This window comes from uncultured Muribaculum sp. (assembly GCF_910583865.1).
In the GTDB taxonomy this organism is placed as follows: Bacteria; Bacteroidota; Bacteroidia; order Bacteroidales; family Muribaculaceae; genus Muribaculum.
In genome coordinates this window covers 1-15,363 of the sequence record NZ_CAJTYX010000002.1, presented here as the reverse complement: position 1 = coordinate 15,363, position 15,363 = coordinate 1, and the positions used below count along the sequence as shown (strand labels likewise).

Genomic DNA, 15,363 nt, shown 5'->3' with positions numbered 1-15,363 from the left:
AGTGTTTAATAATGGACAGACAATTATTTTTCGCAGTGCTGATTGCGGCAATGTCGCTGGATTCACAATCACAGAATCCGGAAACACTACCTGGAGCCATGCCAATGCCGGCAATGACAGTACCGGTCATGGGGCTTCCGGGTGTCACCTCGGAAAGTGCCGAAGAAGCCGTCGAACAGGCCACGGACCTATACAAGCAGTTCAAATGGCAAAAATATGACGGCGAAACCGATGAAAAAATCTACCCCTTGGCCTACAAGGCATATCAGGCATCCGTAAAAGCTCTTGACTCGACCGTTCCAGGCTCGGAGCTATGCAATCGTGCACGAGGGATACTTGCCGACATCATGCCTGATATTCTTCGTGGTGCATCTTATTATTCCGGGAAGGACGATTCTGAGTTGAAAAAATTCGCTTCGGCCTACGTAGATGCCAAACTGCGCCCTGACTTCAAGGATGAAAAGCTGATCGAACCGGAAGGGATGTACCCGGTACTGGTCTACATCTCCGCATCCGGAGCCTTTAACGGAGGAGATTATGCCAAAGCTTTGAAATATTTCGATGAATACATAAAGGTAGGGCCGGCAGAACAGCTGGCGAGCATCTATCTTTTCAAACTCCACTCCCACGCCAACCTGAAGCAATTCGACGAAGCCGTGGAAACGGCTATCGAAGGCCTGAAGCGCTTCCCGGATGACCAGAACCTTATGCTCGCAGGTGTGCAAGCGAGTGTGAACGGACACAATCCCGACCACCTGCAGGGATTGCTCGACAGACTGATGATTCTTAAGCCCGGCGACGAGCAGTTGCTCAATATACAAGGCCAGCTTTATGAGTCACAGGGTGAACTGCAAAAAGCCCTCGACACTTATCAGACGCTTCTGGAAATGCGGCCCGACAACCTCAACATCGTAAGGCATGTTGCTATCGCCTACTTCAACCTGGGCGTCGACAACTACAACCAGATGATTTACGAGACCGACGAGAAAAACCAGCGCAAGTTCAAGCGACAGAGCAATGAATTTTTCGAGGCGGCATGCAATTATCTCGAACCGGCGGTAGCCAACGATCCGTTCTCGCTGAAATATCTAAAGGCGTTAGGAGTGAGTTATGGCTGCCTCGGTCGTCTCGACCGTTTCGCCGAAGTAAACAACCGTATCAAGGCTTTAGGCTCCAATCCCGTCTCGGAGAAGGATATGCCGGCAATGGTTAGTGTCGATGGAAGCGCGTTCTCCGCTTCCGCTTCAGGAAGTTCTGATAAACGAATCAATGATGCGCCGCGCTACAGCGATTTTGCCAAAAGCTATGTAGAGAAACGTCTTGCCGATTGGGCAAAGAAAGGCGAATTCGAGAGAACGGAAGCATTCATAGACCGCGTAAGCGGCGATGGAATGGAAGAGCGTGAAGCCGCATTGCTGAAAGATGCGGAGAAAGAATATCTTACCCTTTATACTCGACGTCTGACATTATCTGACACCAGACTTCTTCCATACGACACCGACACCGAACTCTATACGCTTGAAACGTCATATGGCCCGGTATCGATACGCGTTCCACTTGACAATGGAGAAGCCGAAGGATTCAAGAGCGAATGGGAGATGGCCAAACTGCGTGAGCCAACTTACTCAATCGATGACAACAAGGTCAGACTGGCACGACTCAACGTAATTCTGCCATCGGGCAAGAGCTATATCGCGGAAAACTATGATGCAGCATCAAAGACTACCACTGTAGATATAGAAAAACCGGAAATCACGCTTTCCGGAAGTGCTGTAGAAGGGAAAAATCTCGCCCATGTCAAGTCAAAACGCACGTACGCCCCAAGTGATGTAGACCGGGATATCCCTGTCAACAAGACCGACGCAGCCAATACATTCGCAATGATTATCGCCAACGAGAACTATTCAAAAGCCGTCAATGTAGAGGCAGCTTCACATGATGGCGCTTCATTCGCCGATTATTGCAATCTGACCCTCGGACTGCCCAAAAGCAACATCCGCATATACAACGACGCGTCGCTTGCCGAAATGCTGCGTGCAATGGCCGACATGCGCAATATCGCCTCGGTAACATCCGGAAAAGCCGACCTCATATTCTATTATGCCGGCCACGGTGTGCCCGACGACGCCACCAAGGATGCCTACCTGCTTCCGACCGACGGAGACGCTGCGGTAACGGAGACATGCCTGTCGCTCAGGAATCTTTATGATAATCTGGCGGGACTGGACACTCGCCGGGTACTGGTGTTTCTCGACGCATGCTTCTCAGGCTCTACCCGCGAAGGCAAGATGCTCAATCAGGCCCGTGGAGTGGAAATAAAACCTAAAGCGGAAGTGCCGAAAGGCAACATGTTCGTGCTCTCGGCTGCCTCAGACAGCGAGACGGCACTTCCATATAAGGAGAAATCCCATGGACTTTTCACATACTTCCTTCTTAAGAAACTACAGGAAAGCAAGGGAAAGGTGTCTCTCGGTGAACTTTCCGACTATGTAATCGACAATGTAAGCCGCCAGTCGGTAATCGTCAACAGCAAAAAACAGACACCAACAGCCTCCGCTTCCGGACATCTTTCCGGGAAATGGCGCAACGAGAAACTAAAAGACTGAAATGACCAATATAACACGAGTATTGACATCCATGCTTGCATTCGTTTCATTCCTCACACTGTTTGCCGGGAAAAACGAACATGTGAGCGGCACATACACCTACATAGGCCAAGGGCATGAATCCCGCGACGCATGCCGCGAGAAAGCTTATCGCGGGGCTTGCGTAGAAGCCGTGGGCAACAAGTTCGGATGGATAGTAAGCGGCACAACCTCACAGGTCGAGACATCCTCACACGGAAAAGAGAATCTGTACTTCCAGCAGGACCATCAACGTGTGGCACGCGGCGAATGGATTGCCGATGACGGAGAACCGCGATACGAGTACGCATTCGACAGCGAGGGATGCCTTACGGTCACATGTAAGGTAAACGGATTTGCACGTCCATTGAGCAACGAACGACTGGAGTTCGAAGCGATACCTCTACGCAATGGAACGGACCGCCGTGATGCGACGGAACAGTTCCATAGCGGGGACTCTTTCCGGCTGCTAATGCATGCGCCGTCCGCAGGATATGCCGCAGTGTTTCTTATTGGAGACGACCACACAGTCAACACCCTCCTGCCCTACTCCGAAGCATCGGCCGACGCGGTGCGCTTGAAAGGGGGCACCGACATCATATTCTTCGACCCGGCCTTCGTAAAGGAAGCCGAAAGACATCTGGTCGACGAACTGCGGTTAACCGCCGATTCCGAACTAGACCATTACCGTCTGTGCGTAGTGTACTCTCCTAACAGATTCGTCAAGCCGAATGACGCTTCCATCGGAACACTTATACCCCGACAACTGAAACTCACCGACTTCAACCGTTGGCTCCAACGCATCAGCGATAGAGACCAATCCGTTTCGATAAAGAACATCGGAATTACCGTAGTACCCTGAAATCAACCAACCAATAAAATCAGATATCATATGAAAAGATTTATTTCAATCTTGGTGACGCTATGCGTCATGATGTCCACGGTGGCTTTAGGCGCCGAACTCGACAAAAAAGCCATGAAACGTCTTGAGAAAGAGAAAAAAGAAAAGTTGAAAGAATACAAAAAACAAGGATGGCAACTTCTCGGCTCGACGCGTACACTCGACGGAACTTTGATGCGACACTATGAAAAGCTATATAAACTCGGCGATGACGGTCGTGAAGTGGCCGGAATAGCGACATCCGTCAGATCGAAGAACAACGGGAAACAAATCGCGACAAACAACGCATGCATAACCTATGGCCAACAAGCCGGTTCAACCCTACGCGGACGTGTGCTTGCGGAGTCTAACGCCAATACCGCCGATGCATCTACAGAATTCGAGAACTTCTTCCAGGCATACGAACGGGAAGTCGAGAAAGAGATCAAAGGTGAAATGGAAGAAAGCTTCACCATAATCCGCACCAATCCTGACGGTACATATGAAGTACAATCCTATTTCATCATCAGCGAGAACGCTGCCGCAAAAGCCCGCATGCGAGCAATGGAAAATTCCATTCAGGAGAGCGACATGGCACGTTCACATGCCGAGAAAATATCCGGTTTCGTGCAGGAAGCTTTCGAATAATAATATTCTAAACTACGGCAATCACACTTACCGATGAAATTACATATATTTATTCCATTTATCGCCGCCATCTCGGTCAGCCACGCCACAGCCCAAGGAACATCGTCATCCTACGAAGAGTTCCGCCGAGGAATATATGAACGCTACAATGACTTCCGCAACGGGATGTATGAGCGTTATGACGAGTTCCTGGCCGGCGCATGGTCTGAATATGAAGTGATTGCCGGCCAGAAACGCACTCCCGTCCCCAAACCCCGCACAGCTCCGAAAATACAGGATGCTCCAGTGCGTATGTCGCCACATGAGATGAAAGCTCCAACAGAGATATCTTCTACGGCGACTGACATACCCAAATCTCAGGCTGACAGGGAGCGTACGAAAGCTCCCGTCACGCCCGAGAGTACCGCGGCGGCAACTGATGTACAAGTGGAATTCAACTTCTACGGGATAACTCTGCATATCCCGGAATCAGGATTGGAAATCCCTCGGACAGTGATCGACAAGCAGGATCTGGCAACGCGCTGGCGTCAATTATGCAAGAGCAAGAAAGCTATGGCCCTACTTGGCTCACTGCGTTCACTGGCCTCAGAATTAAATCTCAATGATTATCTTACATTGGAACTGATCCGTGACTATGTGACTGACAGATATGCTTCGTCAAGCAGCGCGTCACGCGCGTCTCTATCACATTTCCTATTAGTCGGGTTAGGATACGATGTACGGCTTGGACTGACCTGCGAACGCTCGGGAATACTTCTCGTGCCTTTGAAACAAGATATAGCCGAACATCCTTTTTTGAAGCTGGACGGGAAAAAATATTACATATTCACCGACAAGAAAGCCGGTGACTTTGACTATGCACACATGGGCATAAGTACATGCGATGTGACATCCGACGGGTCTTTGGCCGATATCGATTGCACTATGAACAATCTTGCGCTGCCTTATCGTCCACATCACTACAAGATTGACAACGGCACACTTCATATCGAAGGTGATATAAATGCCAACATATTCCCGGTACTACGCCGCTATCCTCTCATGCGCGTAGGAGATTTTGCACGTTCAACCGTGCAGCCTCAGGTACGTGACGAGATTGTCGCCCAACTTTCATCTCAACTCGCCGGAAAGCCGCTGCCACAAGCCGTCGACGAGCTTCTGAAATTCATTCAAAACGGCTTTGATTATGCGACTGACGAGGAATTTCACGGCTATGAGAAACCTTATTTCCTCGAAGAGAACCTATTCTATCCGAAGAATGACTGTGAGGATCGAGCAATCTTCTATACCTATATGCTTTGGAACGTACTCGGGATTCCTAATCACCTCATAGGCTATCCTGGCCATGAAAGCGCCTCGGTGGTAATGGACGAACTTTTATCCGGAGACTCCTACCATTATGACGGGAAGCGCTACCTCATCTCCGATCCAACATATATAGGAGCCTCTACGGGCCAGTGCATGCCCGTTTACGTCAATGAATCGCCCGTTATTGACAACGTTTATTGCTCCGACGCACATCAATAGATAAAGCGGAGACTATCTGGAACGAAGCTGCCAGAAAGCTAAAGCAGAAGCGGCTGCGACATTCAACGAATCTACACAATGCGACATCGGAATCCTGACGACATAGTCGGCTTCGGCAATCACTCCGGCAGAAAGGCCGTCACCTTCAGTCCCCATAGTTATGGCCAGCCGAGGCTCTGCCATGAGCCTCTCGTCATCGATACTCACCGAGTCGTCGGTAAGCGCCATAGCGGCTACCTTGAACCCAAGCTGCTGTAGACGGCGATAGCCGTCGGCAGGGAGCCATCCCCAAGGCACAAGGAATACGGAACCCATCGACACTCTCACCGCACGCCGGTTGAGAGGATCGCACGATGTAGTCGTGAGGAGCACACCATCTATGCCGAGTGCGGCGGCAGAGCGGAATATGGCACCGATGTTGGTAGTGTCGACAACACCGTCTATCACCACGATACGGCGTGCACCCTCACATATCTCTTCCGTAGTTTTCTCCACAGGACGACGCATGGCACACAGTACGCCGCGCGTAAGCGTATATCCGGTGAGTCTCGCAAGCAGTTCGCGGCTTCCGGTATATACCGGTATATCGCCGCAACGCGCTATTATGCCGGATGCGTCGCCGGTAATATGACGTTCCTCACACAACAGCGACAGGGGCTGATAACCGGCATCCAACGCCACACCTATAACTTTAGGACTCTCGGCTATGAAAATGGCCTGAGAAGGGTCAAGGCGATTGCGCAACTGAGCCTCAGTAAGAGAAGCGAATACCTCCACACCCTTTATATCGAGACTTTCAATCCTTATAATCATATCTTACTTACCTGGAAGCGGAACAATACCGCTATTTTTTTGAGGGATTAATCAACTCACTCTTTTAGCATTACGAATGAGAAATTGCGTCCTGACGCGATGCCGAGAGCACGCGCAGAGAAATAACGTCCGGGAGTACAGCGAGTGCATTCGCCAGAGGAGATGATATTATCCGCAAGCAAACCGAATCCCATGAGCGAACGGACTACCGACGACGCCAAGCTGACATGAGGACGCCTTCCTGCCATCCGCGTCACATCATCGGAGTCAAACCGGGCCGCAACCTCATCGCCCACTTCGAAACAACATGCGCCGATATGCGGAGCAATGTACGCATGGATGTCTCCGATATGCGCACCGGCCTGTATCATCACATCAAGAGCATTGTCGACAATCCCTCCTACAGCACCGCGCCATCCGGCATGAACAGCCGCTATTACATGCGCATGCTCGTCAAACAGAAGCAAAGGCAGACAGTCAGCCGTATTCACACCTACCGCCACACGCGGCAACTTCGTGACCACCGCATCAACCCCGTCAAGACAGTCATCGCCGGCAGGCAACTCCCCTATCAAAGCTACTCGCACACTATGAGTCTGCCTCGGCACTACAAGGTATTCGGACGATATTCCAAGATACCGTGCCAACGCTCTTCGGCATTGCGTCCAATGCCCCTTGCGGTCGCCTACATAATGACATAGCGAGAAGCCTGAGTATGGATCAGAATCAGAATGCAAGCCGCGCGAAGTGGTGGCGGCAATCACTTGCGGAGAATCGTAGAGAGGCTTGACCGGAATCTCAAGGGAGCGACGTCCATCATTTTCCATATTGTTCAAGATAAGCGTCACAGGCCATGCAGAGTTCGTCGTACCATTCCTTGCCGAAATATTCAATAAGCGGGCCGGCAAGGAACTGATAAAGCCTGATTCCCTCCTTGCGTCCGAGAACCTCAGCGGCACGGCACACCTTCCATCTATGATAGTTCACAGCCGTAAACGTAGGGTAACGCGTAATCCTTACAGGATAAAGCGCACAAGAAGCCGGCTTGCGGAAATCGGATATGCGGCCTTCTCGGTAAGCTTTTTCCACAGCACACAGACACACCCCGCCAGGGCCATAGGTGCAAAACGCGCAGTCACGACCGTCGACTATAGTGGTGACGAGATCACCCTCCTCATCCACATAGCCCACTCCATTCGCCTCTATTGCCTTCCTCCCGGCAGGAGTAAGATCGTCGCTGACAACCGGGAACACCTCCTTGAGCTTTTCATACTCATCCTTGGTGATGGGAGCGCCGGCATCGCCCTCGATACAGCATTCACCCATGCACTTAGAAAGGTCGCAACAGAAAAACCGCTCAGCAAGGTCGAGCGATACCAGGGTATTCTGAATCTGTAGCATTATTACTTCTTCCTTTTCTGTTTCCATTAAATTATGTCGCAAATATTATTGGATGGACATCACTGTCCGGCTGCCGATCAGACGGTCGTAGCGGACACCGGGCGCACGGTAATAGACATCGACACGATATTCGTCTACAGTCGAGGAGAAATCTCCCTCCACAGGAGTTGTTCGCCCAACCGAATCTCCTCCCGGCACGACAAGATACTGATAGTTGTAACTTCCCTGCTTTAGCAGCATTGCATGGCGATATACACCTGCAGAGCTGTCATAATGCATACGCGATGCCGAATCAAGCCTGCGGTTGGTAAGATCGCCGTCGACATACACATCGGCATCCTTTATCTCAGGCATTGCCAGCGTAAAGTGCACCACCGCATAGTCGGCCCCGGTAGCACCATTCGGGGAATTAAGCTCACGCACGCGATAACGGCCCTGTTGAGTGCGGTCGTATGCATAAGCGTGCCTCAGTGAATCGTCCTGTAACCGGAAATGATAATACGGGTCGGCATATACCACCTCGGTCACTCCCATATTAGGATGGTCTGTCGACACGGTCTCAAACCTGCGGTATTCATTACCGGCCTTGAATATCAGCGGTCGCTGATGGGAATAATGCGCACATACGCCACCGTTGCTCCCACGCCCATCGGCATAAGTAGGACGGGACAATGTGCGCACGTCGTCCTCTCGGCTATTCTGGCGCACCTTGATTGTCAAACGATTGTTAATGTCATCCATACTCAGTAAATCTCCCCCGTCTACGTCTATCTCAAGCTGGTGATGAGCCTGCATATAGTCTATGTCGGTCACACCTGATACTTGCGCCGAGATGCCTACAGCCCCTTCCTCAAGAGAAAAGCGCGCTTGAAGCAATGTGTCGTCAGGCTTGCCGTCCTCATACACCTTAAGCAGATAATTGCCCGACAAGAGGGGATTCATATTAGCATCAGGAATGACGATACGATAATGCACATACGGCACAGTCGTTGCTCCGGAAAACTCCCAGTCGTCGACCTCGGCGTCATTGAACCCATCAAGGTATTCGCTTGCGACCAAGGCATCGGGTTGCCAGTCAGCGCTGCAATGTGTCAGATTATAACGCAGATAAAGACGCTCGTCGCCGATTATGTCAAACGAGACCTCTATGGCACGTCCGCTTCCAATCCTCACCACGGGAGGGAGCATGTCCGCCCCTGCGGGATGCACCTGAAGCGCACCTACGCGTGCATCAACCGTCCGTGTGTGCGTATCGACCGCTTCCGAGCAAATCGCGGAGACACCGCATATGGAGAGTGCGAGGAGTACCGACATGGTCCTCATGCGCAAAAAGCCACACATTTGGCGGCTATTCCACCACGTTGCCGGCATCCTCCAGATAGTGGTGAAGTATTGTAATTGAGTCCTCGATATATTGCATGCATGGCTTTCTGGTAGCCTTGTCGGCAAGCAGTTCACCACAAACAATCGACCCGTTCATTGATGCGAACTTCGCACACATTTCCTTGATTCCCGAATAAGCGCGCGCTTTCTCGGCAGGATTGCCTTGCACTGAGAATCCGCTGACCATGGCCATACCTGTTACCGTGCCGCAAGCTTGATGCTGACCCCCTATCCCGCCGCCAAGACCGATGGACACCGATGCGGCAGCGGCTTCCGGAAGGCGATGCACGTCATCAAATACCATTACGACACATTGCGAACATGTATGTCCCTGCTTTCTAAGACCTCTGGCTCGTTCAAGCCGTGATTCAAGTGTATATTCCATATCTATGAATTCGATAATACTTATTTCCAGTCAATCGGAGTCTTACCATGCTTGACAAGGTAATCATTGGCACGGCTGAATGGACGTGATCCGAAAAATCCCCTATAGGCAGACAACGGCGAAGGATGGGCCGACTCTATCACCAAATGGCGTGTACGGTCGATGAAAGCACCTTTCTTTATTGCATAGCTTCCCCAAAGAATGAAAACGAGACCGTCGCGGTCATCGTTCAGACGATGTACTACAGCGTCGGTAAAGGTCTCCCATCCACGTCCCTGATGCGAGGCGGCACGATGCGCTTCGACGGTAAGCGTGGAGTTGAGCAAAAGCACACCTTGACGTGCCCAACGCGAGAGATCCCCGTCGACAGGCGTCTGTGCAAGGCCGAGATCATCTTTTACCTCCTTGAATATGTTTACAAGTGATGGTGGAAGCGCTACCCCACGATTCACGGAAAAACATAAACCATTGGCCTGACCGGGACCATGATAAGGATCCTGGCCAAGAATCACCACTTTCACATCATTGAACGGACAACTATCGAAAGCCGCGAAAATCTTGCCAGCCGGAGGATATATCGATGCTGTGCCTGCACGGTATTCATGTCTAACAAAGTCCGTGAGCGCCAAGAAATATGGTTTCCCCCACTCTTCAGCCAGTTCATTTCGCCACGAAGGGTCTATCCTTACATTCATGAGTAATTGTCTCCGTTAATTAAATAATTTTTATTTTGCAAATATACGAAATAATTTGTAGTTTTGCCGACGCTTTCGCAAGACAGCTTCCATGAGCGTCAAGATGACGGATATGCGACACCTGCACGCCTTGAAATATCCACGTGTCTGTATCAATGGATACGAACAATAGACTTCGATGCAAGAGCGTAAAATAACCGACAAGCACCGAGCTACACAAATTGGCAAAAGAGATTGCCAAGTCAAAATAATGGCATAAGCTCCTGTAGTTCAATGGATAGAATGAAAGATTCCGGTTCTTTTGATAAGGGTTCGATTCCCTTCGGGAGTACAAATTGAGTCAACTTTCAGAAGTTGGCTTTTTTGTTTCCACACTTTTCGGAGGGGTGAACATTACGCGTTTTTTACTGGATAGGTGCATTACAAAAATCGCTGTTTTCCGCAGCTTGCGCTATGGTATCCAAGCCAATCATACTGTAACTGATAGGATTTCTCTTCTCATATCAGTGCAAGATTAGTGAAAGCTCGTGAGATAATCATCATGGTTTCGTTTGAGTATGGCACCTTTCAGAAGTTTTGTGACCGAAACGAACCTCGTCTCCCCGTCCTGGTAGAGACGTAATCTCAACTGGAAACCCTTTGTTCCGAAAGCCTGGTAATTTACAGTTATCATACATTGTTTTTTATCAGTCGAAAAATGATCACAAATTTGCAGTAACAAAAAATGCACAAATCCGACTGACGGGGCCTCCAAACTGCGTGAACCACGCCAAGCTGTACATAGCTCGCGGCGGTCCGTGGCAGGCCTAATCCACGGTTTTTCAATCATATATGACAAAAACCAGTCCACACATGCTGTACAGTGCAAACTGGTTTTCATCAATTTCGAAAGTGGTCCCACTTGGGAAACCTATATTTTGGAATATCCTTGAAATCAAAGATTTACAATCCTTGTTCGCTTTAAGTCCAACATCTGCTCCTAAGACCGTTTGCATCGCTCTTCTGCGAATTGCCTCACCGTAGTGCTTTGATTAATTGTTGGCAACAAACTCTCTCGTCTTGTCAACTGCAAAATTAGGAATAAATTTTGACCAAACAAAATTTTGTCGAATCAAAATCCTCATAATATGGCAAGTATGTGTAGAATGGATTTGTCAAGGTGAATTTTTTTAGCTACTTTTGTGACAGGATATTTTATCCCCGATTAAGATGATTATAGAAAAGATACATATTAAGCATTTTCGAGGCTTTGAAGACGTAGGATTTAATCTTGGGTCTCAAATTACTATTATATCCGGACAGAATGGCACCCAGAAGACCACGTTACTGGGATTACTTAGTCAGCCATTCAGTTTGGTAAGGCATCCTCTTATGGCTGATGAAAGCCCGCTATGTGGTGGAAACTATAAATCATCGTTCTCTGAAAAATTCAAGCTATCGCCAGTCTATGACAAAGTAGGCTCCCATGAATGGACTATCTTCACCAAATATGATGATCCATATACAGTAGTGAGCATTAACCGCGATAAACGAAAGGGAACCGCTCGATTTTGGCAAAAGGGAACGCACGAAGCAGATTCTGGCTATCTTCGTTATCCCGTAATCTATCTGAGTCTTAAGCGTCTCTTGCCTATCGGCGAAGACAACAAAATACACACCAAGGCTACTGCTGTTTTTTCTGATGAAGAAAAACAATTATTCAAAGAATTGCACAATGAAATTCTCATAAGCAGGGATAATATCAATGCGGCAGAGGTCCTGGAAAGTTCAAACAAAACAACTTTGGGTGTCAATACTGATAGGTATGATTGGATGCTTAATTCTGCCGGACAAGACAATGTTGGTAAAATTATTTTAGCACTTCTCTCGTTCAAAAGGTTGAAGGAGAAGTACCAAAAGGATTATAAGGGAGGTCTATTGTTCATAGATGAATTAGATGCGACAATGTATCCTGGCTCCCAAGAGAAATTATTGAAAATTCTTCGTAAATATTCATCTAAATTTGGCATACAGATTGTATTCACCACCCATTCCTTGAGATTGCTTCAATTAGCAAGCAACCTCTACAAGGAGGCGCAAGAGAATCTGCACACGGCAAATCAGATTCAGTTAGTCTACCTGGAAAAAGAGGATGACCATATCTCGATATTGCAGGATGTAAGCTACGCCACAATTGATAATAGGCTGAAAGTTTCCATATCTACAACCAAGACAACTCGGATTCCGGTCTATACGGAAGATGAGGAAGCGGTCAAAATGGCAAAATGTCTTCTGAAGGGTTTTGTAAATAGGTTGAATTTCATTAAATCGCCAATCTCTTGTAATCTTATTGTTGACCTAATACAGCGACATATTCCAACCTTTACATTCCCTGACAGCATCGTTATTCTTGACGGTGATGTCAAAGAAGACCATGCATTGTGGGTAAAACTGCAAAAACTTAAATCTCATAATTGGTTGGTGTTGCCATCCGTTACATCGCCAGAGAGATTGATTGCATCTTTCCTAGAAGCCCTTCCCGAAGCAGATTCATATTGGTCATCAATACATCCGGATTATAGGAAGCAAGTTTGCTTCCGTGATTATAACTTGGAGGATATCTTGGCCGACCGCGTCAAAGCGAAGGAATGGTTCAGGCAGCAGGAGGCAATTTCATCCTCATGGTGTAACAAATCTATCAGGCGATGGATTAAGGAATCCAATCAAAATAAAACAGCAGCTCAAGATTTCGTAAATTCTTTTGTTGAATTGTTTAATAAGATAGCAAAGGAATTGAGTATACCTCAAATAGTAAAGAGATAATCATATTAAATGGCCCAGTATTATTCTCCATTACGATATCCTGGAGGAAAGAACTGCATCTTTCCTTTTATGGTTCGATTCCTAGAAATGAACCATATGGTTGGGTGTAGCTATGCTGAACCTTTTGCCGGCGGCGCCGGGTTGGCATTGCATCTTCTTCTTGAAGGATTCGTAGATAAAATATATATCAACGATTACGATAGGGCCATATATGCTTTTTGGCACGCTGTTATTAACGAAACGGATAGACTTTGTCAATGGATAAGGGATGTTGAGGTATCCATGCGTACTTGGGAGTGGGCGAAACAAGTTTATACACAAAGGAGAGAAGATATATTTGAATTAGCAAAGGCGACATTTTTCCTAAATCGCACCAACGTATCAGGTATTATTACTGGAGGTCCAATTGGAGGAAATGAACAGCTCGGCAAATACAAGATTGATGCGAGGTTTAAGAAAGTTGATTTGATTGATCGTATTGAGAAAATTGCACAATATAAAAAGCGCATAGAGATTTCTAATTTAGAAGGAATGGATTTTCTTAGGAAAATCAATCGTAAACATAATGATGTTTTTGTATATCTTGATCCTCCGTATGTCAAAAAAGGAGCAGAACTTTACATGAACTATTTCATCCGTGAGGATCATATTGCATTACGAAATGCAGTAGCTAAACTTCGCAAGAAATGGCTCATTTCATATGATAACCAAGATATCATAAAAGAGTTGTACTCGATATATGAAAGTGTCTTATATAGGCTATCACAATGCGCGTCCAATAGGACTGATACAGAAATATTGATATGCTCTCATCTGTTGAGGTTTGAAGATTCTATCAATTATCTCAAAAATCCTAAACGTTTATGTTAAGCTAACGTGAGTTCGATGAAAATAATCAAAAGAGCGTCAGCTGATTATCATAGACGCGTTCAAGATTGATCATTGGTTTCTTCGGGAACAGGCAGTATGCTGCGATTCCTCCGATCAGATTTACGATGAAATTTGGGAATGATCGATGTCGGGAGTGTTCTATCTGGGCTATATTTTTCAGTTCATCGTTGATAGTCTCGATTATAGCCCTCTTTCTCAGCAGGATTCTGTCGTACATTGACCTCACTCCGCCTTTCATGTTGTTTTTCAGCTTGGTAATCATCTGTATGCCGTCAATGAAAAGTTTGTTGAACAGGTCTTTGCCGATATACCCTTTGTCTCCGACAAGTTTACCGTATATAAACTCAACAAATGACCTCATTTTTAACGGTTCGCGGTCATCTACATCACCGGGAGTAATCATGAAGTTCAGAATCTCTCCTTTGTCATTGCATATCAGATGCAACTTGAAGCCGTAGAACCACCCCAACGAGCACTTGCCACGTTGCGCAATGCCCTTGAAAACCTTGTGCATGTGTATGCGTTGGTTGCGGCACACCCGCAGCAATGTACTGTCTACAAAGCAGATGCCTGTGCATTTGCCCAACAGGCACTTCTTGACGAAGATGACAAACTGCACGACTACGGACTTCTCCAGTTCCGTAAATCTGTTGTAAGAAACAACCCGGGGAAACAAATGCCTGTATCTGACGCAGATCTCGTTAAGATAAAAGTGTTTCAGGCATTTGTGATTGGAACAGTGGAACATGATCATGATGAGGATAACCTCGGCTTGTGACAGACGACCGTCTCGGTGATATTCCCGCATTTTGTCTTTGCGAGGTTCTTCAAGCCCCCTGCGATGTAACATTGCATTAAAAACCTTGCAGAATTCGTCTGCCATCACAAAAATTTCGGTAATTTTGTCATCGGTGAGCATAGCGATAAGAGTATTTGTTTGAAATTGAGTACTTTAAAATTAATACTTTTATCGCTAATCACCAATTTTTCAACTACTTAATTTTCATCGAACTCACGTTAAGCTAAATCTATTTAATTTGAAAAATCAGGAAACTATTGGAGGTGGCTTAAACGCAAATTGCTGAAAGAAGGTATTGAAGTCGTGAGTGACACTCACAAGTTCAAATTTGAGGCTCCTGATGGTAAACTCCGTATCGCGGATGTGCTTAACGGTGAAGGTGTTTCGCTATTGGCTAAACATTATCCTAACAATCGGGCAAATGAATTTCTTGATTGGTTCACATATAGTGACAATACATTGGACGGGCAAAGCCGTAAAAAAGCATATCAGTTGTATGAGAGCGGTCTGTTACA

At 47.4% G+C, this 15,363-nt stretch carries 13 protein-coding genes, 1 tRNA gene and 1 pseudogene; 8 read left to right on the top strand and 7 right to left on the bottom strand.

From position 1 onward, the window contains the following. Nucleotides 1-98: 98 nt before the first annotated feature. From QZ303_RS00670 to QZ303_RS00655, 4 genes are read left to right on the top strand one after another with little or no spacing between them, the layout of a single operon-like run. The gene (locus QZ303_RS00670; RefSeq protein WP_295727804.1) at nt 99-2,606 is read left to right on the top strand and encodes a caspase family protein; all 2,508 of its coding nucleotides are present in this window, start codon (nt 99-101) and stop codon (nt 2,604-2,606) included. A gap of 1 nt (nt 2,607) precedes the next feature. Continuing rightward, nucleotides 2,608-3,486 (top strand): hypothetical protein, encoded by an 879-nt coding sequence (locus QZ303_RS00665; RefSeq protein WP_295727803.1) that lies wholly within the window; start codon nt 2,608-2,610, stop codon nt 3,484-3,486. Between the two features lie 30 nt (nt 3,487-3,516). After that, complete coding sequence (locus QZ303_RS00660; RefSeq protein ID WP_295727802.1) at nt 3,517-4,152, top strand: hypothetical protein; 636 nt, start codon at nt 3,517-3,519, stop codon at nt 4,150-4,152. A 33-nt stretch (nt 4,153-4,185) separates the two neighbouring features. After that, nucleotides 4,186-5,679, top strand: a complete 1,494-nt coding sequence (locus tag QZ303_RS00655; RefSeq protein ID WP_295727801.1) for a hypothetical protein — start codon at nt 4,186-4,188, stop codon at nt 5,677-5,679. Between the two features lie 12 nt (nt 5,680-5,691). On the opposite strand, the gene QZ303_RS00650 is transcribed toward QZ303_RS00655, so the two are convergent. The 6 genes from QZ303_RS00650 to ung are packed head-to-tail and all read right to left on the bottom strand — an operon-like array spanning nt 5,692 to nt 10,356. Continuing rightward, entirely contained in the window at nt 5,692-6,492 is an 801-nt protein-coding gene (locus QZ303_RS00650) for an RNA methyltransferase (RefSeq protein ID WP_295727800.1), read from the bottom strand. A 56-nt stretch (nt 6,493-6,548) separates the two neighbouring features. Continuing rightward, entirely contained in the window at nt 6,549-7,319 is a 771-nt protein-coding gene (locus QZ303_RS00645; RefSeq protein WP_295727799.1) for a polyphenol oxidase family protein, read from the bottom strand. Further along, nucleotides 7,309-7,893, bottom strand: coding sequence for a DUF3109 family protein (locus QZ303_RS00640; RefSeq protein ID WP_295727953.1), 585 nt, complete (start codon nt 7,891-7,893; stop codon nt 7,309-7,311). The genes QZ303_RS00645 and QZ303_RS00640 overlap by 11 nt, the downstream gene beginning before the upstream one ends. A gap of 45 nt (nt 7,894-7,938) precedes the next feature. After that, nucleotides 7,939-9,216, bottom strand: coding sequence for a DUF5103 domain-containing protein (locus QZ303_RS00635; RefSeq protein ID WP_295727951.1), 1,278 nt, complete (start codon nt 9,214-9,216; stop codon nt 7,939-7,941). 25 nt (nt 9,217-9,241) lie between these two features. Next, on the bottom strand, nt 9,242-9,661 hold the full coding sequence (locus QZ303_RS00630; protein WP_295727797.1) for a C-GCAxxG-C-C family protein: 420 nt from the start codon (nt 9,659-9,661) through the stop codon (nt 9,242-9,244). 20 nt (nt 9,662-9,681) lie between these two features. After that, entirely contained in the window at nt 9,682-10,356 is a 675-nt protein-coding gene (gene ung / locus QZ303_RS00625) for a uracil-DNA glycosylase (RefSeq protein WP_295727795.1), read from the bottom strand. 259 nt (nt 10,357-10,615) lie between these two features. On the opposite strand from ung, the gene QZ303_RS00620 reads away from it, so the two are divergent. From QZ303_RS00620 to QZ303_RS00610, 3 genes are all read left to right on the top strand, one after another. Beyond that, nucleotides 10,616-10,687: transfer RNA gene (locus QZ303_RS00620), tRNA-Arg, on the top strand. An 878-nt stretch (nt 10,688-11,565) separates the two neighbouring features. Beyond that, nucleotides 11,566-13,158, top strand: a complete 1,593-nt coding sequence (locus tag QZ303_RS00615; RefSeq protein WP_295727793.1) for an ATP/GTP-binding protein — start codon at nt 11,566-11,568, stop codon at nt 13,156-13,158. A gap of 9 nt (nt 13,159-13,167) precedes the next feature. Continuing rightward, nucleotides 13,168-14,028, top strand: coding sequence for a DNA adenine methylase (locus QZ303_RS00610; RefSeq protein ID WP_295727791.1), 861 nt, complete (start codon nt 13,168-13,170; stop codon nt 14,026-14,028). A gap of 25 nt (nt 14,029-14,053) precedes the next feature. Here QZ303_RS00610 and QZ303_RS00605 read toward each other — a convergent pair whose 3' ends face one another. Continuing rightward, entirely contained in the window at nt 14,054-14,968 is a 915-nt protein-coding gene (locus QZ303_RS00605) for an IS982 family transposase (RefSeq protein ID WP_363322812.1), read from the bottom strand. A 123-nt stretch (nt 14,969-15,091) separates the two neighbouring features. On the opposite strand from QZ303_RS00605, the pseudogene QZ303_RS00600 reads away from it, so the two are divergent. Then, a pseudogene (locus QZ303_RS00600) lies at nt 15,092-15,363 on the top strand (cell filamentation protein Fic); the annotation flags it as partial.

Excerpts from the sequence above, each read along its gene's own strand:
- QZ303_RS00655 (WP_295727801.1), top strand. The coding sequence starts at position 4,186 with ATGAAATTACATATATTTATTCCATTTATCGCCGCCATCTCGGTCAGC.
- QZ303_RS00645 (WP_295727799.1), bottom strand. The coding sequence starts at position 7,319 with ATGGAAAATGATGGACGTCGCTCCCTTGAGATTCCGGTCAAGCCTCTC.
- QZ303_RS00670 (WP_295727804.1), top strand. The coding sequence starts at position 99 with ATGCCAATGCCGGCAATGACAGTACCGGTCATGGGGCTTCCGGGTGTC.
- QZ303_RS00660 (WP_295727802.1), top strand. The coding sequence starts at position 3,517 with ATGAAAAGATTTATTTCAATCTTGGTGACGCTATGCGTCATGATGTCC.
- QZ303_RS00635 (WP_295727951.1), bottom strand. The coding sequence starts at position 9,216 with ATGAGGACCATGTCGGTACTCCTCGCACTCTCCATATGCGGTGTCTCC.
- QZ303_RS00615 (WP_295727793.1), top strand. The coding sequence starts at position 11,566 with ATGATTATAGAAAAGATACATATTAAGCATTTTCGAGGCTTTGAAGAC.
- QZ303_RS00665 (WP_295727803.1), top strand. The coding sequence starts at position 2,608 with ATGACCAATATAACACGAGTATTGACATCCATGCTTGCATTCGTTTCA.
- QZ303_RS00640 (WP_295727953.1), bottom strand. The coding sequence starts at position 7,893 with ATGCTACAGATTCAGAATACCCTGGTATCGCTCGACCTTGCTGAGCGG.
- ung (WP_295727795.1), bottom strand. The coding sequence starts at position 10,356 with ATGAATGTAAGGATAGACCCTTCGTGGCGAAATGAACTGGCTGAAGAG.
- QZ303_RS00650 (WP_295727800.1), bottom strand. The coding sequence starts at position 6,492 with ATGATTATAAGGATTGAAAGTCTCGATATAAAGGGTGTGGAGGTATTC.
- QZ303_RS00605 (WP_363322812.1), bottom strand. The coding sequence starts at position 14,968 with ATGCTCACCGATGACAAAATTACCGAAATTTTTGTGATGGCAGACGAA.
- QZ303_RS00610 (WP_295727791.1), top strand. The coding sequence starts at position 13,168 with ATGGCCCAGTATTATTCTCCATTACGATATCCTGGAGGAAAGAACTGC.
- QZ303_RS00630 (WP_295727797.1), bottom strand. The coding sequence starts at position 9,661 with ATGGAATATACACTTGAATCACGGCTTGAACGAGCCAGAGGTCTTAGA.